Annotated in this window: 18 protein-coding genes and 2 pseudogenes; 10 read left to right on the top strand and 10 right to left on the bottom strand. The window is 68.1% G+C overall.

Going from position 1 to position 18,406, the window contains the following annotated elements; all coding sequences use genetic code 11:
* The 5 genes and pseudogenes from ACFYY7_RS22560 to ACFYY7_RS22540 form a co-directional block, all read right to left on the bottom strand.
* Positions 1-2,142, bottom strand: coding sequence for a PQQ-binding-like beta-propeller repeat protein (locus tag ACFYY7_RS22560; RefSeq protein WP_388663861.1), 2,142 nt, complete (start codon positions 2,140-2,142; stop codon positions 1-3).
* Positions 2,143-2,266: 124 nt separating this feature from the next.
* Positions 2,267-2,568 (bottom strand): annotated as a pseudogene (locus ACFYY7_RS22555) (response regulator transcription factor); the annotation flags it as partial.
* A 431-nt stretch (positions 2,569-2,999) separates the two neighbouring features.
* A complete protein-coding gene (locus tag ACFYY7_RS22550) occupies positions 3,000-3,263 on the bottom strand; it encodes a hypothetical protein (protein WP_388664212.1) in 264 nt (87 codons plus the stop codon).
* A gap of 96 nt (positions 3,264-3,359) precedes the next feature.
* Positions 3,360-3,596: a hypothetical protein gene (locus ACFYY7_RS22545; RefSeq protein WP_388663860.1), complete on the bottom strand. Its 237-nt coding sequence runs from the start codon at positions 3,594-3,596 to the stop codon at positions 3,360-3,362.
* Positions 3,538-3,870, bottom strand: coding sequence for a helicase associated domain-containing protein (locus tag ACFYY7_RS22540; protein ID WP_388664211.1), 333 nt, complete (start codon positions 3,868-3,870; stop codon positions 3,538-3,540). Before ACFYY7_RS22540 ends, ACFYY7_RS22545 begins: the two co-directional genes overlap by 59 nt.
* A 155-nt stretch (positions 3,871-4,025) precedes the next feature.
* On the opposite strand from ACFYY7_RS22540, the gene ACFYY7_RS22535 reads away from it, so the two are divergent.
* The 9 genes and pseudogenes from ACFYY7_RS22535 to ACFYY7_RS22495 all read left to right on the top strand — a co-directional run.
* A complete protein-coding gene (locus ACFYY7_RS22535) occupies positions 4,026-4,196 on the top strand; it encodes a hypothetical protein (protein WP_177328114.1) in 171 nt (56 codons plus the stop codon).
* A 96-nt stretch (positions 4,197-4,292) separates the two neighbouring features.
* Positions 4,293-7,358, top strand: coding sequence for a lantibiotic dehydratase (locus tag ACFYY7_RS22530; RefSeq protein WP_388663858.1), 3,066 nt, complete (start codon positions 4,293-4,295; stop codon positions 7,356-7,358).
* Positions 7,355-8,656, top strand: coding sequence for a lanthionine synthetase C family protein (locus tag ACFYY7_RS22525; RefSeq protein WP_388663856.1), 1,302 nt, complete (start codon positions 7,355-7,357; stop codon positions 8,654-8,656). Before ACFYY7_RS22530 ends, ACFYY7_RS22525 begins: the two co-directional genes overlap by 4 nt.
* Before the next feature lie 66 nt (positions 8,657-8,722).
* Positions 8,723-9,568, top strand: a complete 846-nt coding sequence (locus ACFYY7_RS22520) for an HTTM domain-containing protein (protein WP_351264509.1) — start codon at positions 8,723-8,725, stop codon at positions 9,566-9,568.
* Positions 9,552-10,541, top strand: coding sequence for an alpha/beta fold hydrolase (locus ACFYY7_RS22515; RefSeq protein ID WP_388663854.1), 990 nt, complete (start codon positions 9,552-9,554; stop codon positions 10,539-10,541). Before ACFYY7_RS22520 ends, ACFYY7_RS22515 begins: the two co-directional genes overlap by 17 nt.
* Entirely contained in the window at positions 10,538-11,071 is a 534-nt protein-coding gene (locus ACFYY7_RS22510) for a hypothetical protein (RefSeq protein WP_376631077.1), read from the top strand. Before ACFYY7_RS22515 ends, ACFYY7_RS22510 begins: the two co-directional genes overlap by 4 nt.
* 55 nt (positions 11,072-11,126) lie before the next feature.
* Positions 11,127-12,101 (top strand): LLM class flavin-dependent oxidoreductase, encoded by a 975-nt coding sequence (locus ACFYY7_RS22505; RefSeq protein WP_388663853.1) that lies wholly within the window; start codon positions 11,127-11,129, stop codon positions 12,099-12,101.
* Positions 12,102-12,308: 207 nt separating this feature from the next.
* On the top strand, positions 12,309-12,995 hold the full coding sequence (locus ACFYY7_RS22500) for a GNAT family N-acetyltransferase (protein ID WP_388663851.1): 687 nt from the start codon (positions 12,309-12,311) through the stop codon (positions 12,993-12,995).
* A 176-nt stretch (positions 12,996-13,171) separates the two neighbouring features.
* Positions 13,172-13,468 (top strand): annotated as a pseudogene (locus tag ACFYY7_RS22495) (transposase); the annotation flags it as partial.
* A gap of 154 nt (positions 13,469-13,622) precedes the next feature.
* Here the strand turns inward: ACFYY7_RS22495 and ACFYY7_RS22490 are convergent.
* Positions 13,623-14,258 (bottom strand): TetR/AcrR family transcriptional regulator, encoded by a 636-nt coding sequence (locus ACFYY7_RS22490; RefSeq protein ID WP_388663849.1) that lies wholly within the window; start codon positions 14,256-14,258, stop codon positions 13,623-13,625.
* Positions 14,259-14,386: 128 nt separating this feature from the next.
* On the opposite strand from ACFYY7_RS22490, the gene ACFYY7_RS22485 reads away from it, so the two are divergent.
* Positions 14,387-15,325, top strand: a complete 939-nt coding sequence (locus ACFYY7_RS22485) for an alpha/beta fold hydrolase (RefSeq protein WP_388663847.1) — start codon at positions 14,387-14,389, stop codon at positions 15,323-15,325.
* Positions 15,326-15,368: 43 nt separating this feature from the next.
* Here ACFYY7_RS22485 and ACFYY7_RS22480 read toward each other — a convergent pair whose 3' ends face one another.
* The 4 genes from ACFYY7_RS22480 to ACFYY7_RS22465 all read right to left on the bottom strand — a co-directional run bounded on the left by ACFYY7_RS22480 (position 15,369) and on the right by ACFYY7_RS22465 (position 18,359).
* Complete coding sequence (locus ACFYY7_RS22480; RefSeq protein WP_388663845.1) at positions 15,369-15,641, bottom strand: hypothetical protein; 273 nt, start codon at positions 15,639-15,641, stop codon at positions 15,369-15,371.
* A 184-nt stretch (positions 15,642-15,825) separates the two neighbouring features.
* Positions 15,826-16,056 (bottom strand): hypothetical protein, encoded by a 231-nt coding sequence (locus tag ACFYY7_RS22475; protein ID WP_388663843.1) that lies wholly within the window; start codon positions 16,054-16,056, stop codon positions 15,826-15,828.
* 258 nt (positions 16,057-16,314) lie between these two features.
* The gene (locus tag ACFYY7_RS22470) at positions 16,315-17,658 is read right to left on the bottom strand and encodes an endonuclease domain-containing protein (RefSeq protein WP_388663841.1); all 1,344 of its coding nucleotides are present in this window, start codon (positions 17,656-17,658) and stop codon (positions 16,315-16,317) included.
* 470 nt (positions 17,659-18,128) lie between these two features.
* Positions 18,129-18,359, bottom strand: coding sequence for a DUF6480 family protein (locus ACFYY7_RS22465; protein WP_388663839.1), 231 nt, complete (start codon positions 18,357-18,359; stop codon positions 18,129-18,131).
* Positions 18,360-18,406: the final 47 nt, after the last annotated feature.

Raw genomic sequence — 18,406 nt, 5'->3', positions numbered from 1 at the left:
TCAGGAATCGATGCGGAACGAGTACAGACCGAGAGCGGTGAAGTACGCGTTGCGGCCGCTGATGTGGATCTCCGAGGAAATCCGGGCTTCGTCCTCGCTCCACGGCAAGGCGGACGGATCCCTCAGCGGCACCTCCCAGCGCGGTTTGCCCGTACGGGAGTCGAGAGCCAGGAGCTTGCTCGGATGGGACCTCCCCGCGTAGACGGTGTTCCCGACGACGGCGACTCCCTCGGTGCCCGCACCGATCTCGCACCGCCAGCGCTGCTTGCCCGTCCCCGCGTCCAGGGCGTAGAGAAACCGGTCCTGACAGTGGACGTAGACGGCGTTGCCCCGCACGTGGACGTCATTGATGCTGCCCCCGAGCCGGCGCTTCCAGCGCTGCCGGCCCGAAGCGGTTTCCAGGGCGTGCACCCAGTGCTCCTCAGTGCCCAGGCAGACCGTACCGCCATGGACGGCGGGCGAGCCGGTGGTCGTGTCGCCGATGCCGGAGAATTTCCATCGGGGCCTGCCCGTGGAGCCGTCCACGGCGTGCAGCACGCCATTGTTGGTCATGGCGAAAACGGTGCCTGCCGCGACGGGGGTCCGGCCCGTGGGCATGCCCTCCCCCGTCTGGAAGCGCCAGCGGTGGCGGCCGGTGGCGGGGTCGAAGCCGTACAGGTAGCCGTCTGTGGCGCGGGCGTAAACGAGTTTGTCGCCCGCCGCCACTGAGACCCCTCCGAGACTGGGCAGCGGTACGGACCAGCGGTGGCTGCCGTTGGCGACATCGATCGCATGGAGTTTGCCCTCCGAGCTCGCCGCGAAGACCGTGCCACCGAGGACCGCGGGGCGGTCGGCCATGCGGCTATCCGCGGTGTAGGCCCACCGTTGGCTGCCGGTGGCCGCGTCGACCGCGTACAGGTTGCTGTTCTTGTAACTCCCGAGATAGAGCGTGCCACCCGCCATCGTCGCGTTGCCCATCTCGCCCCCCGGTGCGAAGCGCCAGTTCTGCCGCGGGTCCGGCTGCTCCTCCTGGAAGACTCCGGCCAATGTGTAGGCCCCGGCTCCGGTCGCCGACAACGCCGCGAGCCCGAGCAGCAGCTTTCGGCGGGGCAGCCGCCGGCGACCGGAGCCCGTCGGCGGAGAAAAGCCCTGCAGGAGGGGCGGGTCCGGCCGAGGACCCCGCTGCGACGACGGTTGCGGTCGCGACACCGGCGGCGCGGGCCGTGCTGCGGTACGGGTCCGGGCGCCGTGCAGCGGATCGGCGGCCGGGTCCACCACCGTCGGCTCATACCTGACCTGCTCGGCGGCCTCCCTGGTCCGGCGGGCGATCTCCGCGGCGAGCGCGGGCGGCGGCCAGGGCGGCGCACCGCCGGGCAGACCGGCCAGCGCGGTCTCCAGCCCTGCCGGTGTGGGGCGTTCGGCGGGGTCCCGGGCCAGACAGGCGCGCAGCAGATCGGCCACGGGCGGATCGATACCCGTCAGGTCCGGGTCCTCGGACAGGACCCGGACATCGACGGCCGCCGGGTGGCCCGTCCCGTACGGTGACTGCCCCGATGCCGCGAACGCCAGCACCGCGCCGAGCGCGAACACGTCGGAACGGGCGTCGAACCGGCCGTGCTGCAGGTACTCCGGAGCGATGTATCCGGACGTACCGATGACACCGGTCCGGGTCAGCCGGGTGTCCTCGCAGGCGCGGGCGATCCCGAAGTCGATGATCACCGGGCCGTCGCCGCCCATCATCACGTTGGACGGCTTGAGGTCACGGTGCACCAGTCCGGACACATGTATCCGCCGCAGGGCCGCCGCCAGGAGAAGACCGAGCCGGCGCACCTCCAGCGGCCCGTACGCACGGACGGCCTCGCCCAGTGAAGGGCCGGGGACGAACTCGGTAGCCAGCCACGGCGGATTCTCGTCCACCCCGTCGGACAGCACCGACGCGATTCCAGGGCCGGAGACCCGTGCCGAGGCCCGCGCCTCGTGGGCGAACCTGCGCCGGAACTGCCGGTCCTCGGCATACTCGGGGCGGATCACCTTCACGGCCGCGAGACCGTGGGCGCTCCCCGTTCCGCCGACGCCGAGATACACCAAACCCATTCCGCCGCCGCCGAGCCTGCGCAGCACCGTGTACGGACCGATGTGTTGTGGATCCATATGCCCGGTCATCGCCGACCCGCCCCCCATGCATCACAGATGACTCTATGTCACCCCGCTTCATGCCCACCAGCTTTTCGTGCCGCCCGGCGACGGGAGACGACCCCTGCCACCGCGGTGCTGTCGGTGTGGGTGGTCAGGTTCGCAGGTAGGTGAGTACGGCGAGGACTCGGCGGTGTCCGTCGGTGGTGGTGGGCAGGTCGAGCTTTGAAGATGTTTCCGATGTGTTTGTGCACGGCGGCGGGGCTGATGAAGAGTTGGCTGGCGATGGTGCTGCTGGTGTGTCCTTGAGCGATCAGGCCGAGGACTTCGTGTTCGCGGGGGACCGAGTGCTTCGAGAGGGTCTTTTCGGATCCGGACGAGTTGCTGGATGACCTCGGGGTACACGACGGTGCCGCCGTTGGCGATCTGGTCGATCGCGGTGGTGAACGCGGTTACCGCGGCTGGGTTCTGTCCGGCCGATCTTGGGCTGTGGGAGGATGCCATCCATGACTTGCATCCGAAGGGGCCGTGCCGCGTAGAAGACCAGCTTCACTTCGGTCGCGGGAACGCGGCTGGGGAAGACCCTGGGTGCGGTATCGCGATGTCCCAGGTCTGTCGGGAGCGGCGAATGCCGCCGTCCGTGTGCTCGAACGGGAGCGATTGTCTCCGGGCATCGTGGCAGTGGCGTTGAGCGTGTGGTCTGTGCGCGTCCACGGCACCAAGCGCCGGTGGAGGCAATGGGAGGCCGAGTTCACCTGCCCGTGCTGTGGTGAGGGGTGGGCCCGGGACAAGCTGCAAGATGCTCTGTTCATGCTTCCGCCAAGAGCCGCGGGCGAACTCCGGGTGCAGGTGGAGCGCCTGGACGTGGTGCTCCTTCGGCGAACGCATCACGAGCCGATGGCAGACCCGGAGTTGGCATGGTGGCATCGAAGGTGCTGACCGCACCCATGCCCAACTGATTCGTTGACTCTTGTATGACTGGTAGGGGGGATCTGACAGAAGCGGAGTGGCGACGTCTGGGGCCTCTCGGTTGACTCCACCTCGATCCGTGCCCACCAGCATGCGGCCGGAGCCCGGAAGGCCCCACCACCCGTTGACCGGACCACCTGGAACCAGCAGGCTAGTACGTCATGGGTAGCGCCGTGTCTCAGGTGAACGAGTGTGGCCAGGAGCCGGTCGACGAAGAGCAGCCTGTACTTCGCGCCCGCTCCGACTGCTCGCTGACGTGGTGAACCGAGCCGTGCTCCTCAGGCAGTGGCGGGATATGTGACCATGTCGATGTCCATGGCGGCGTACTCGTTGACCAGGTACAGCTGTGGGCCTGTGAAGGTCGTCCGGTCCTTCCCCGTCTTGGCGTCGAGGATGACGCCGTCGGGGGCGGAGCCGTAGACGGCACCGTGCAATGTGCCCAGGATGGTCGGCACCTTACGGGTGGGGTCGTCCTCGGAGATGTCCCACAGCACCTTGCGGCTGCTGGTCTCCACCCCCACACGTGCTCGTCGCCCTCGCACACCACCACAGACTGCTGGTCGTAGTAGCAAGTGACCAGGCTGCTTCCTGTTCGGACCACACCGTCCCGAGCTTCTCCAGCTTCACCACACGCTTCGCCTCCAGCACCCCAGCCCCGTAGGCGCGGTGTTGCTCGGCGACCCACCGCCCGAGCGGGTACCCGCCGATACAACCCCCGTGATCGATATTCGCATATGGGGCATAGTCCAGAGAATCTCTCCTTCCTTTCGAGGGGCTGTTGACACGCATGATCATCGGCACTTAGGTTTTTGAGCGGTAAGTTCTGGCGTTCGGTGTGGAAGCCTGTAGCAGATATTTCTTCCTCACAGGAGCACGGGCCATTCGGGCACGGGAAATATCCGTTACTTTCCATGCGCGCCCTGACTATGAACGGGAGTTGCATCATGAGCACGGATCTCCTCATCGCAGCGGCTGACGAGGAACTGAGCGACCTCGACCTCGACGTCCATTTCATGTCGAGTGGCGACGTGGCTGACCAGATGTACAGCTGTGCGGTCGACAGCATGGGCAACGGGTCCAGCACCTCCAACGGTTGGCGCACCTGCTGCGCTTAATCATCCCGTGAGGGATATTCGGAAATGCCAGGCCTGTGAAAAGAGGCTCAGTCCTCCTTTCACGGGCCTGGCGGCTCGTTCTTATGGAGGCAGGGGATGAAGGCGGGTTACTTCACGTCACGGGAACCGCTGATGCTTCGTGCGGTGGCCACTTCTCAAAGCCCGGCCGAAATTCCCTCGCCTCCGGCGAGCGAAACGTACGACTTTTGCGACTTGGATCTCCTGGCGCAGATCCGGCTCCTGGCATCGGACCGACGCCTCCGTGACGCCGTGGCGGTGTCGAGCCCGTCTCTCGACAAGACGCTGGAACGGCTGCTCGAGGGCGCGGAACTGCCGCGGAAGCGCTTGATGAAGATGGCCGTATCGCTCACCAAGTACGCCCTGCGCATAGCCGGCCGGCCAACACCTTTCGGCCTGCACGCCGGAGTCTCCGTACTGGAGACGGCGGGCACCGCGCGCGTGGAGCACACGGAGCGCCGTGTGAGAGCACGGTTCGACGAGGCATGGTTCTCCGAGGTGGCGCGGACCCTGCTGACGTACCCGAGCGTGCGTCACGCGCTCACTGTCGTCGTCACCAACCTCGGCTACGTCCGCGGGGACAGGCTCGTGCTGCCCAGCACGAAAGCCCCGGACGGCACGGGGGAGAAGGGCAGCGGCCAGGCGAGCATCCGCATGACCCCGCTCCTGGCCACCGTCCGTGAGACGGCGGCGAAGCCGATCCGGTACGCGGAGCTGGTCGACCGGCTGGCCGACACCCTGCTCGATACCCCGGCCGAGCAGGTCGACCGCTACCTCCTCGGGCTCGTGCAGAACGGTGTCCTGCTCACCTCGCTGCGCTCCGACCGCCTCGACGAGCTGCCGCACGACGGTACCTGTCCGGAGTCCGACACGATGCGGGAGCTCCGTACCCGCCTGCGGCGTTACGAGGAGCGCCCGGACTCGGCGGAAGGGATCGAGGAGCTCAGGGCAGCCTCCCGTACGGCCAAAGGTCTTGCCGAGACGACCAAGGGTGCCATCCAGGTGGACTTGGACCTGGGGATCCGGGCCGCTGTCCCACCCGGCGTGCTCGCGGAGATCGAGTCGTACGCGTCCTCGATGTGGCGCATCACCCCTGACGAGCCCTCGCACCCGCACATGGTGTCGTACTTCTACGCGTTCATGGACCGCTACGGAAAGTACGGGGCGGTCCGGCTCGAACAGCTCATCGACTCGCACCGAGGTCTGGGCTTCCCCACCGGCTACCGCCACCCTCTCGTCAACTCCCGGGTCTTCCTCGACGTCACGGGCACGAAGGACGAGCTCCGCCAGGCGCGGCGCGAGGAACACGTGGCCGTGCTGCTGCACAGCGGACTGACGCATCCGGACGGAGAGGTCGTCCTGGACGAGTCCGATGTGGAACTGCTCGCGGACAGCACACAGGCACCCCCGTACGACATGGATCTCTGCTTCCAGCTAAGGGCCCGGGACACCGACGCCCTGAACGCCGGTGACTTCGAGCTGGTCTCGTCACCGCTGGTGGGCGCGCGTGTCATGGGCGCCACCATGGGGCGGTTCGCGGAACTGACCGGCAGTGTGGACCGGCTTGCCGCGCTCTACCCGTCCGGCCACTCCTCCGGTATTCACGCGCAGGTCTTCTTCGAGCCGACCTCGATGCGCGCCCGCAACGTGATGCGCACGCCGCGCCTCGTCCCCTTCACCCTCCCCATCGGCACCTTCGTCGACCGGGAGGACGGCGGCCGTCCCATCGACTGGCGAGAACTCGTCGTCCACTCCGACGGAACGAGGCTTCGCCTCCACTGGCCGCGTGAGGACACGGAGGTGCATCCCTTCGTCCCGCACATGCTCGCGCTGCAGGGGGGCGCGCCGAACCTGGCGAGGTTCCTCAGCGAACTGCGCTACACGAGCGGCCGGAAGGCCTGGCGCGAATGGAACTGGAAGGGGTACGACGCGCTGCCCATGCTGCCGCGCGTCCGTATCGGCAAGGTCGTCGCCTTTCCCAAGACCTGGCGTGCAACCCCTGCCTTGCGCCAGGCCGCAGGGGACCCTTCGGCCTGGCACGAGGCGGTCCCGCGGTGGCGAGAGGCGTCACGCGTCGACCGACGGGTGGGCGTCGTGGACCAGGACCGCGTCTACGCGCTGGACCTCGACGACGCCTTCCACCGCGAGATACTCCGTCGCGACCTGCTCAAGGGCGGGATCACCCTGGTGGAGGGGCCGGGCACGGGCGAGGAGAACTTCGGCTGGCTCCAGGGCCGGTCCAACGAGATCGTGGTTCCGCTGCGCGGGAGGGCCGGCACGGAAGATCCCCGGCCTCCGCACCCGCCGGCAGTGATCGAACCCGTGCACCACGATCTCGGCGGCGACTGGGCGTATGTACGGCTGTACGCCGACCTCGACACCCATGACGAGCTGATCGCGCGCCATTTGCCGCAAGTGGTAAGGGAGATGGCCGATCTGGCCGACCAGTGGTTCTTCATCCGTTTCAACGATCCGGAGCCGCATATCCGCCTGCGTCTGCACAGCGCCGACGCGAGGACGACGGGACGGATGCACGAGCGGCTGCACGAAAACCTGCGGGCACTCATCCGCAAGGGTCTCCTCCGCCGTGTCAGTGCCGAGTCCTACGAGCCGGAGACCGAGCGCTACGGCGGGCCCGAGGCGCTGTCGCTCGTCGAGAGGATCTTCTGCGTCGACAGTCAGGTCGCCGTCAACCAGATCCGTCTGTTGAACCGTGGCCAGGCCCTCGATGTCGCCGCGAACACTGTCCTGGTGGCCGACTACGCGTCCCTGCTGGAGGCCCTCGGGGTGGACTGGACCACGTGGGCGGCGGAACGGTTCATGAAGTCCAGGGACGGGGCCGTCGGGCGTGACCAGATCGACGAGGTGTGCCGGATCGTGACGGCAAAGGACGTCGCACGAAGCGTCACCGAACGCCTTCCGGCGCTCGACCTGGTACGGGCCTGGGGAGACAACGCTGCTGCACGCGGCTACGGCGAGAGCATCTCGTGGGATCCGTCCCGGTTCTCCGAGAAGCAGCAGAACTACGCCATCTCCAGCCTTCTCCACATGCAGCACAACCGTCTCGTCGGTGTGAACCCGGAGAACGAGGAACGGAGCCTCATCCTGCTCGGCCATGCGGCGCGAAGGCTGCGACACCGATGACCGACAGAACCAGCCGTGTGCGCCGAGTCTGCCAGGACGTCTCGGCCAGGCTCGTTGACCCCGCGTCCGTCATGAGGACGTTCACGGACTCGCTGGGCGACGGCGCGACCCCGGCGCAACTGGAGGCACAGATGCGGAGCCTGGGCAGCGGGCTGCCCGGCGTGGCCCTCCTCTTCGGCGACTGCGCACCTGCCGGCCTGCGGATGGACCGGGTGTCACACCGGCATTTCACCGCGGCCGTCCAGTTGTTGCAGCGCAGTCCGGCCAGTGACCCCGGCCTTCACTCCGGGGTCAGCGGTCTGGCGTTGTCGCTCCTTCTGTGCCGTGGGAGCGGCAGTGGGTACGGAAGCGCCCTGCAGCGGCTCGACGCTTCCCTGGGCTCCATCGTGGCAGCGGTGTACACCTCCGTCGAACACGATCCCATCGGCGACCGGGCCCGCTTCGACGCCATCAGCGGTCTGGCGGGCGTGGGCCGGTACGCCCTGTTGAGGGGCGCCCCGATGCGGGACACCCTCGTGTCGGTCCTGAAGGCACTGGTCGCTCTCGGAACGAGTCGTTCCGTCGACGGCCACCACATCCCCGGTTACTGGACGTTGACGAGACCGCGCGGTGGGCTCGTCGCCTCGCCACACGCCGGCAACCTGAACCTTGGCATGTCGCACGGCATCGCCGGCCCGCTGGCACTTCTGGCCCTCGCCCACAAGCAGGGGGTGTCCGTACCCGGTCAGCTGAAAACAATAGAGATGCTGGCCGCCGTCTACCGGGATCGTGCCCGGATGGGGGAGCACGGTGTCTTCTGGCCCGACTTCATCTCGTGGGACGCGTGGCTCTCCGGTGACGGCGACGAGGAGAGCGGAAGAACGGCGTGGTGTTACGGCAGTCTCGGTATCGCCTCGGCGCTGCGTCTCGCGGCGGACGCGACAGGTCAGGAGGAACTGCGCCTGCTGGCCCATTCGGCCGTGGAATCCATGGTCCGCGTGCCGCTGAACCGATGGCCGGTGCGCAGCGCCGGGCTCTGCCACGGCTGGGCCGGTGCGCTCAACTGTCTCAAGTTCTTCGCGACGGGGCCACGTGCCGAGGAGGTGAACCGCGTTCGTGACGAGATCGCTGATGTGGTTCTCCGGCTCTACGACGAACGGGAACCCTTCGGGTTCGGATACCCGGACGAAGACGGGCGGACGACGCTCGCGCTCCCGGGTTTCCTCGACGGCGCCACCGGCGTCGTCCTGGCACTGGACGCCTACGCCTCGGGAAGCACCGAGGCAGCGCTGTGGGACGCGGCGCTCCTGCTGGCCTGACAGCAGCCCGGCGGACGATCGGAACAGGTAGGGAAAACAGACATGCGGTGGTCAGGGAGATTCCGAATGCCGCGGCCGGGCCGCGCACGCGCACTGACGACGACCGAGCAGATCAGCGCGATCACGCACCTGGTCGCAGCTCTCGAGTCGCTGACGAACGAGCGCCGGACGCGCAACGCACCCCTCGTGGACTGGGACCTGGTCCGTGAGGAGTTCGCGTGGGCGCCTCCCCCGGTACAACGGGTCCTGGACCTCGTCGGCCGGCCGCGGGCGAGCCGGTCGATTCAGATCGCCCGCGTGGCTGCGGCGGCGACGCTTGTGGTGCCGTCGACCGGGCGCCGGACCAGAGCGGCCGCCGGGGCCTTCCTCGCCCTGTCCTCCCTGGTGGTCAATCCTCGCCAGCACTTCGGGACGGACGGATCCGACCAGGTGGCCTTCACGGTGCAGGGGGTCGCTGCCGTGGCCCGGCTGAGCGAGCGGCAGCCGAAGGTGGTCGACACCTGCCTTTGGTTCATCGCACTCCAGTCGGCCCTGTCGTACTTCGCCGCCGGCGTCACCAAGCTCGCCGGGCCGGGCTGGCGTTCGGGCGAAGCGCTGCCTGGCATCCTCCGGACCGAGATCTACGGCGACGAGGGAGCGTACAGGCTCACGCAGCGTTTCCCGGAGCTGTCGAAGTACGTGAGCCACGGGGTGCTGTTGTTCGAGTGTGCGTTCCCCGTGATCTTCATGGCGAAGGGGAGGACGGCTCCTCTCATGCTGGCCGTCTCCGGCTCCTTCCACCTGGTCAATGCCCGGGTCATGGGGCTCTCGCGCTTCGTGTGGGCCTTCTGCTCCACCTATCCCGCGGTCCTCTACGTGACGCGCCCGAACATGATCGGCACAGCGGAGGGACTCCGTGGACACCAGGGATGACGCGCTGCCGCGCCTGATTGCCGGGGTGTTCGGTACTGCTCTGCTCGCAGGAGCGGTCGCGCAGCGGCGGACGGCCCGCCGTGTCGCGTGGGGAACCGGTTCGGAGCGATTCGTACGCACCGGCAGCGGCAACACCATCGCGTATCGGTTCCGGCGTACACCTCGCCCGGCGCTCGCCACGGATCCCGTGGTGGTGCTTCTGCCGGATCTGGGCGACACCGTGGAGCGATGGAGCGCGGTCGAGGCCGCGCTCGGTGACGACTTCTCGGTCTTGGCGGCCAACCGCGCCGGATATGGCAGGAGCCGTCTCGGGAGCACCGTCGCGTTCACCCTCGACCTGCTCGTGAAGGACACCGTGGACCTAGTGCGGGTGACTTGCGGGGGCTGTCGCGTGGTGCTGGTCGGCCACGGACTCGGTGGGCTCCTCGCCCTGCGGGCCGCAGCGGACGCGCCCCAGCTGGTCGACGGAGTGGTGGTGATCGATCCCCGGTACCCCGGCGAGCTGCATCGGTCGAAGCTGCTTCGATCGCTCTCCGAGCAAACCGGGTTCGGCTTCACCCTGATGCCGCAGTCTCTGCGCTCCGGCCTCTCCCCGCTGCTGCTGGCGCCCCCGTGGATCGAGCAGGTCCCCCGACGTGTGAGGTCGCTCTGCCTGGATCAGTACCGCGCGGCCTCGACCTGGACCGCGGCGGAACGCGAATGGCGGGCCGCACATCGTGAACTGGCCGAGCCAGCCACGATCCCGAAGGTCCCCGTCCCCGTGTCCCTGCTCATGTCGAGCCCCAGGAACGCCGAGAGCCTCGCATACCAGGAGATGCATGCGGAGCTCATGGTCCTGCCCGACTTTGCCGGCACCACGGTCCTCGACGACATCAGGCGAGAAGCAGTGCCGTACCAGGAAGGAGCGAAGAAGATCGTCCACGGGACAAGACGCTTTCTGTATGACCTCTACGAGGCGGAGGCCGACCGTTGAGCCGCAGTGTTCTCGACCGTTCCGTTCGGATCGCTCTCGCGGGCTGGTTCACCGCGACGGTCCTCAGCCAGCATCCCCACCGGGTGTTCGACGGGCTGCGGAGGTTCGACCGTCTCGGCCTCATCCCGAACTGGCGGTTCTTCGCGCCCATCCCCGCACAGCACGACTACGTCGTGCTCTACCGCCTCGTGCGCGCCGACCGCTCGACCGGCGGGTGGCAGCGGCCGTCGCAACCGTACGAGAGGGGCTGGACCTCCGTTCTGTGGTCCCCGCAGCGGCGGCACGTCAAGTCCGTTCTCATGGTTTGCGGCAAGTTGAGCGGAGTCGTCGCGTCTGCAGGTGTCCAGGGGGTCACGGAGAACCATCTGTACCGAATCCTTCGAGAGTACGTCCGCGCCGAGATCGCGTCGTACCCCGCGAGCGAGCGGGAGAATGCTGTGGCGTTCCAGTTCGTCGTCGTCAAGAGCGGTGGCTACGATCCGGGCGTCAAGCCCAAGTTCATCTTCTCCTCGCCGTCCGTTCCGCTGTGATTGCGGCCGGATTTCTCTTGTACGTATGGGAGTTGATGTGCAAAAGAATACGATGATGCCCAACATCGCGCTCATGATGCCCGTCGGAGGCGCGCGGATGCAGGCCGTCCTGCCCTACGCCGCGCTCGCTCAGTCGAGGGGCGGGCGCACGCTCTGGCTCGGCCAGGTACTGAGCGGCGACACACACCATCCGTTCATTCACGCGGCGGCGGCCGGATTTCCGGTTCCCGCGGGCATCGGTGTGTCGCTGATGCCGCTGCGACATCCTTACGACGCGGCTGTCCAGGCCCAGTCGGTGGCCGCCGCGACCGGGCACCCGGTCGTCGCCGGCTACGGTCCCGGCAGCGTCTCGTTCCAGAAGAGGCTTCTGGGCGCGCCCTATCGAAGCCAGCTGGGGGCGGTGCGGGAGTACGTGAGCATCCTGAAAGGGCTGCTGGACGGGGGAGAGGTGGCCATCACGGGCGAGTACTTCTCCTTTCACGGCAGACTCCCCAAGGTCACTCGTCCCCGGGTCGAGGTGGGCCTGGGCGTGCTCCGGCCCGGGATGGCGCGGCTTGCCGGAGAGATGGCCGATGTCGCGATCACCTGGCTGGCGCCTGCCGCATACATCCGTGACGTGATCTTGCCGGCGCTGCGAGAGGGGGCGGCCACTCGCGGTCGTGCGGTCCCGCGCGTCGTCGCAATGGTGCCTGCCGCGCTTGATAAGGCCGGTCGTGCGGCGGAAGAACTCGTCCTGGCCGGAAACCGGGCCCATCTCGGTCTGCCCCACTACCGGGACATGCTGAGGCAGGCCGGCATGGACACCGACGTGGACGCGGACCCGGTGAAGGCGGCGAGGGCCCTCGTCGACGGTGGTGCCTTCCTGTACGGGGACGCGACCGAGCTGAAGGACCGCGTGGCTGAGTACGCGGCGGCCGGAGTGGACGAAGTCGTGGTCAGCGCCGGCGGTGTGGTCGCCCTCGAGGGGCCACGAGCCGGACTTTCGGAGGCGCAGGCACTACTGGCTGCGTTGGGGTATCCCGCGGCCTGACCGATCGCATACGGCTCGGGACGGCAACCAAGGAGGGACATGGAGCGGTCGGGAGATCTCCGTCTTGTGGAGGCGACATCCGAGGGTGCGCCAGGCGTGGATCCGACGGTCGAGGAGTACGTCGTCCGAGTGGGGGCACGGGATGTCGGATCCCTTCGTCTGGCCACGGGCGGTGAAGCACCCGTCGGCAGGATCCACTCGTTCCAGGTGGAGGAAAATGATCACGAACACCGTCTCGCCCTGCGGGCGGTGCGCGCAGCGGAGCGAGTGCTGTTCAGCGCCGGATGCGGTCACGTTCTCCTGACGCTCCCTTCCTTCCGGTTCGGTGATCTCCCGATGCTGTCGCGGGCCGGATACAAGGAGTTCGCCTACGACCTGGGCAAGCGGGTCGGCCTGAGCAACCGGGCCGACCCGGAACTCGGCGAGGGCTATGCGACCGTGTGCACGTCGCAGGCCGGGCGGGAGTCGTGGGAGCGAGGGTTCCTGCGCGGATACGCGGCAGTGCTGCGCGACTTGGGACTGCCCGGCGGCTACGCAGAGTCCAGCGCACGGAAGGCCCTGACTTCCCTCGCGCGACTGGGTGGAGCAGCGGGGTCCTACCAGCTTCAGGACCTTTTCCATCAGGGCGAGCACGTCGGACGCCTATGCCTCGGCAGGAGCGCGGACGGCCGCACGGGATTCGTCCACGACGTAGGGGTCGAGAAGAAGCACCAGGGACGAGGGCACGGGCGAGTGCTGCTCCAGGTGGCGGAAAATCATGCCGCGTCCGCAGGGAACACCGACATGGCTCTGACAGTGTTCAGGGAGAACACACGGGCCACCAATCTGTACCGGGCGAAAGGTTTCAGTCGAACATCCATCCACCTGATGCGACAGCTCCTTCGGGTGCCGTAGAAGCGCCCGTGCACGGCAGCTGCGCTGTCAGGCTGCTCGCCCGTCCGGCCTGGTCGAGACTGCTTCGCCTGCAGCAGGGAGTGCAGGCGGTCGGTACCGAAGACGTGTGGTGCGCACTGGCAACGCAGGTAGCAAATCACGGCCCACACTCAGTGTCAGATCGGGCTATTCGCACCTACCGCCGGCACCTCGTGGAACACGCAGCCGCACTCGGTATCGACATGGAGATCACCGCCCGCACCCCCGGAACCAGGGGCTTCACCCCCATTCCGAAGCGATGGGCGGTCGAGCGGACCTACGGCTGGCTCATGCTCCACCGTCGCCTGGCCCGCGACTACGAAACCCTGCCCACACGCTCCGAAGCCATGATCCACCTCGCCATGACCGACCTCATGGCCCGCCGCCTCACCGGCGGAGCCACCATCTCCTGGCGCGACCCGACACCACAGACCAAACAGCAGATCCCGGGATAAAACACTGGGAGAAAGCGACCTTTTATAGCGGGTTCGATTCCCGTCATCCGCTCTTGAATGAAGGCGGCCCAGGTCAGCGACCTTGGCCTTCTGTGTTGCCTGAATCCTTCAGAGCCGCGCACTGTCCGCGTGCCACAAGTGCCGCAACGGCACGTCAGATTGGGCCCTCCCCAGCCGCCGGCGTCTCGACGGTCACGAAGATTCGGTCCAGGTGGTGATCGAGTACCTCGATGGCCGACTCCGGACTCCGCTGGCCCACGAGGATGCTGGTGCCCATGGTCGCCGTCATTGCGAGCAGACTGATCGCCTCCGTGCGCGCGTCGACGCCGGGATCGGCCAGGCCTGATGCCTGGGCCTGTTCGAGCAAGCCTGTCAGGGCGTTCTCCGCGGCGTCGGGGTTGTCGAGGAAGGGCTGAGCAGCCAGCGCCTCATCGGTCACGGACAGGATCGAGTAGGAGCTGTGGAGGAGGTGAAAGGTGCGGCTCTCCTCGTCGGTGGGGAGGGACGCCAGGAGGATCGCCTCGATGGTCGCGCGGGGGCCCGGGTCCGGGCCGGCGGCAGCCAGGCGGGTGCCCACCCGTGCGGTGAAGCGATCGGTCAGGTGCTGGACCCCGTAGAAGAGCAGCTTCTCCTTGGTCTCGAAGTAGTACTGCACGAGCCGGAGTGACACTCCGGCCTCCGCGGCCACGTCGCGCATGCCGACGGCGTGCAGTCCTCGCCGCCCCGCGACCCGGATGAGCGCGTCGGCGATCTGGGTGCGCCGCTCCTCGTGATCCACGCGCTTTGGCATAAGCCGGTGTCTCCGCCCGTCGGTGGTGGGGTTCGCCGTCCGCTCTCTCCGGACGCCTTCATGGTACCGCCGTACCACCATCATGGTACGGTCGTATTACGAAGAACGGATCTTCCCGGAGGTGCCCCGTGCCCGAGAACACGACCCGTGTGCGCCGCGACGTCGGCCGCTACGTCAACGACACCCTGCGCGACCGCTACTTCGCCGCCAGCGACGTCCTCTACGCAATGGGCGCACCCGTTCGTTCCGAGACGGACGTCGAGACGAGCTTCGGCACCACGCACGTCTACCGGTACGGCCCCTCGGACCCCGCCGCCGAATCCCGTACGCCGGTCGTCCTGATCCACGGCGCGGGCTACTGCTCGGCGATGTGGTACCCCAACACCCCCGCGCTCAGCGGCGAACGGCCCGTCTACGCGCTCGACACCCCTGGCGACGCCGGGCGCAGCGTCCACCGCGAGCCCATGTGGCAGCCCGAGCGTGCCGCCCAGTGGATGGACGAGGCCCTCGACGCGCTCGGCCTGGACCGGGTCCACCTCGTCGGCTCCTCATATGGCGGCTGGCTGGTGCTCAATCAGGCGCACCGCCGACCCGGACGGCTCGCCTCGGTCACCGCCCTCGACCCCGGCGGCCTGGAGAAGGTGGGCCTGCGCTTCTTCGCCTGGGTCTTCGTGAGCCTCTTCGCCAGCTTCGCCCCCAAGGCGCTGCGCCCCCGCCTCGCCTCCTGGCTGGAGCAGCCGGTCATCGCCGTTCCCGAGTTGCGGAAGTGGGTCCAGGTGGGCGCCCGGGCCTTCAGGATCCGCCGCCCCGCACCGCTGCCGCTGGCCGAGGACGCGCTGCGCTCCATCCGGACCCCGCTCTACGTCGTCATGGGCAAGCGCAGCCTTCTGGTACACCCGCAAAGGCAATTGGAGCGGGTGCCGCGCCTGATCCCCGGGGCCCGCGCCGAGATCATCGCCGCGACGGGCCACGGACCGCAGATCGACCATCCCGACGTGGTCAACGCCCGGATGCTGAGCTTCATGGAGGATGTCGACTCCCTCGACCCGGCCGCGGTCGACGCGTAGGACCTGCAGCTGGGGAACACCGGCGCAGGTGTGGCGGCTGCAGTCAGTGCAGGTGCAGCGGTGGTACGACCAGGACCATGGCGAGGAGACGTGGCCTTGTCCGGGGGAGCGTCTGGGTCTCGAACCATCCGCCGAAGGCGAGCATGTGGCGGCGAGTCGTGCCGGGGGTGGAATCACCGAGTTCGGCCGGGTCGATGCCGGCAAGTTCGACGATCTGGTCGGCGACGCCCTTCACCTCGTCGCGCACAGCCTTCGGGTAGCCGACCTCGTCCTCAGCATGGAAGGCGTACTCCCATACCCAACGGTCGTCGGTCACCGGACGGCCCGGCCGACGGTACGGATGCCTGCCCCGGCGACGGCTCTGCGAATGCGGCTGATCTCGGCAGCGACGTCACGCGCCTCGCCGAGGTCGGTGACCTCTCCGGCGCGGGCCTCCTCCCGGACACCGGTCTCGGATCACGCGCGGCAGCACCAGCGCAGCCATGGCAGCCACAGCGAAGCTAGAAGAGCGACGGGCAGGAACCGAGAGGATCAGCGAAGGCCCTTGTGTCCTTGGCCAGTTCGCGTCTGGTGTCGCAACTGTCGAGCAGACCACCCAGTGAGTGCAGTCGGTCCCGGATCCATGGCTTGAGGAAGCGTTCAAGGGCACCCAGCCGGTAGGCGTCCTCGGCAGACTCAGCAGCCAACAGCGCACCACGCGCCAAAGCCTGATATCTGTCTGCGAGATCCATCAGCTCCCCTCCCCGAGATGACAATCACCTCTCACCGTATCGATCAACAAACCGACAGCGAAGGCTGATCGGGCAGAACGCGACGGTCCGTTGCAGTGACCCGTTCCCGGCACCCTTGGGACAAGCAGCGCGCCGATCTTGTGACGCACACTGCGCCGCGGGACTCTGCTGCGCATTTCGCCGGGGCGTGCGGGGTGACCGTGTCGGGAGCCAGCAGCTTCGAGGTGGCGGTGGGGTGTCAGGTCTCCCGGTGCCCGCTCAGAACAGTGCCAGGCCCTCGTCGCTGGTGTCCACGATGACTGGCCGGAACTGGGCAGGGAGGCCGTCCAGGCGGTCAGGACCGGCCGCGGCGGCCACGGCAGGGGCCGTCTCGGCCAACCAGACACGAAACCGCTCGGCGGCTTCGCGGTAGCGGACTCGCGCCAGGACACGGTGCTCGCCGGAGGGACAGAAGTCGACGGCGACAGTGAGCAGGCAGGAACGGGGCGCGTTCTGACTGCCCGCCCAGGACACGCGCAGGACACCGCAGGGCTTGCGCCCGCGGGGGGCGCGGTGGGTCGGACGCAGCGATCGGCAGGCTATGTGGGCGGTCCATGCGGCGAGGTGAGGCAGGGGCAGGGTGGTGCGTGCGCGGCAGCCGGGGCAGCGGTGCCAGTGGCGGAGCCAGTCGTCGGCGTCGGTGTGGAAGAGGCGTGTGTAGCGGTTCGCCACGCGGATGTCGTTGCTGTACAGGTGGTCGGGGCGTTCCTGTGTGTTGCAGGACTGGCAGACGGGGGCGCGGACGTAGCCGTGTTCGTGGCAGTGGTCGAGCACGGTGGCGGGCGCAGTGCGGCAGACGGCGCACACCCACTCAGCCACCCTGCGGGAGGTACCGGGCTTCCTGCTGAGCACCGAGTACAGCTGGCCTTCCAGCTCTTTGTTGTACGGGCGCAGTGAGGCGGCGGGGCCCTCGGGGCTCGTCGTCTGCCGGCTGCCGTCGTTTCGGGCCTGCCGGGGGTGGGAGGGCGGCTCGGTGACGGCTGCGCTTGCCTGGCGTGTCCGCGCGGCTTGCGCCCATTGCGTTTCGGCGTGCTCGGCCGCGTCCAGCAGCCTGACCACAGCGCGCGGCAGCCGCCACGTGCGCTGCGTCCCGTCGCGGGTCTGCTCCACGAGTACCTGCCGCCAGTCGATCCCCGCCAGATGGTACAGTCGGCCGGCTTCACGTCGTGCTGCCCGCTCGGGGCCGCCCAGCTCCTGCAGTTCCCTCATGATGCGCTGGCGCCAACGCAGCGGCGTTTCCTCGTTGCACTCCTGCCTCGGCGCCCCACGAAACGGACCGATACGGACCAGGTCCTGCCGGTCCATCCCAACCGCGTTCAGTTCCGCGGCCGCCCGGCGCACCTCAACCTCCGGAACACTCCACTGACCGTTGCTCGCCCTCACCGTCGCCACCACATGGCTGCCGAGCAGGACGTACCTCACCTGGGCACGAGCAGGAGAGCAGGTGAATGCCCCAGAAGCCGTCGGCACAGCACTGTCGGCGGTCAGATCGACCCACAGAGCGTCCGCGGCAACCAGGGTGATCGGACCGTCCGTGCGACCGGGCATGACACGCTCTGACATACCGACAGGTTAATGGCCTGCAACGCTGCAACGATCCCAAGCGCCTCGGCCTGGCACGCGGTGAAGGTGGGGGACCGGTCACGGTCCTGTCTCCGGAGCCCGAGCTGTACGCGGGTACTGGCGTTACTCCGCTGAACCCCACCTGACCCCGTCCCTCCTCGGGCGAGGCGCCGCGGTGGGTCCCGGTTCAGTCCAGACGGTCGTATACGCCCGGCTCCCAGCCGGCGAACAGCGTCAGTGCCTCCGCCGTCTCGGTACGTTCCAGAGTAGTGGAGGTGGCCGGCCACCAGTTTTACACCTGATGCGCGTCCACGAGAAACCGTCCCCGGCGGGCTCCGTTTTCAAGCACCCGCTCAAAAAACCACGGCGACGCCGCGCCGAGCGCCCACGACGGCCCCGGCCACAGTGCTGCAGCAGCTGCTCCCCCTCAGCCACTCCCCGGTCAGTGCGGTCTCCTCAGGGGTGTGTCCTCACCTCACGGCCGTGAAGATCGCCAGAGCCGCCACCAGAAGCAGGACCAGGACAAACACCGCCAGGACCGGTGTCAGGGGTGTCGGGCGCCAGCTCCTCCGGGGGGCTTCCTGTGGGGGGCCGAGTTCGGAAACGCCTGACTCAGCGGGCGGTGTGGCGCCGGCAGTCATCTGGGTGTCCTCCGGAACGGAGAGACCTTCGTCCGGCAGCTCTTCATGGATTCCGGCCATCACGTCCTCCTCACCCGCCGGAAGTCAGGCCCCTGCTCTCCTTGCCT

The organism is Streptomyces sp. NPDC001933 (assembly GCF_042890955.1).
Classification (GTDB): Bacteria; Actinomycetota; Actinomycetes; order Streptomycetales; family Streptomycetaceae; genus Streptomyces.
The sequence above is the reverse complement of the archived record's forward strand: the minus strand, read 5'-3'. Positions and strand labels throughout refer to the sequence as shown.

What these genes read in the sequence shown, in the direction of transcription:
- ACFYY7_RS22540 (WP_388664211.1), bottom strand. Translation starts at nt 3,870, where the DNA reads ATGCGTGTCAACAGCCCCTCGAAAGGAAGGAGAGATTCTCTGGACTAT.
- ACFYY7_RS22475 (WP_388663843.1), bottom strand. Translation starts at nt 16,056, where the DNA reads ATGGATCTCGCAGACAGATATCAGGCTTTGGCGCGTGGTGCGCTGTTG.
- ACFYY7_RS22530 (WP_388663858.1), top strand. Translation starts at nt 4,293, where the DNA reads ATGAAGGCGGGTTACTTCACGTCACGGGAACCGCTGATGCTTCGTGCG.
- ACFYY7_RS22535 (WP_177328114.1), top strand. Translation starts at nt 4,026, where the DNA reads ATGAGCACGGATCTCCTCATCGCAGCGGCTGACGAGGAACTGAGCGAC.
- ACFYY7_RS22465 (WP_388663839.1), bottom strand. Translation starts at nt 18,359, where the DNA reads ATGGCCGGAATCCATGAAGAGCTGCCGGACGAAGGTCTCTCCGTTCCG.
- ACFYY7_RS22525 (WP_388663856.1), top strand. Translation starts at nt 7,355, where the DNA reads ATGACCGACAGAACCAGCCGTGTGCGCCGAGTCTGCCAGGACGTCTCG.
- ACFYY7_RS22490 (WP_388663849.1), bottom strand. Translation starts at nt 14,258, where the DNA reads ATGCCAAAGCGCGTGGATCACGAGGAGCGGCGCACCCAGATCGCCGAC.
- ACFYY7_RS22560 (WP_388663861.1), bottom strand. Translation starts at nt 2,142, where the DNA reads ATGACCGGGCATATGGATCCACAACACATCGGTCCGTACACGGTGCTG.
- ACFYY7_RS22505 (WP_388663853.1), top strand. Translation starts at nt 11,127, where the DNA reads ATGCCCAACATCGCGCTCATGATGCCCGTCGGAGGCGCGCGGATGCAG.
- ACFYY7_RS22520 (WP_351264509.1), top strand. Translation starts at nt 8,723, where the DNA reads ATGCCGCGGCCGGGCCGCGCACGCGCACTGACGACGACCGAGCAGATC.
- ACFYY7_RS22470 (WP_388663841.1), bottom strand. Translation starts at nt 17,658, where the DNA reads ATGTCAGAGCGTGTCATGCCCGGTCGCACGGACGGTCCGATCACCCTG.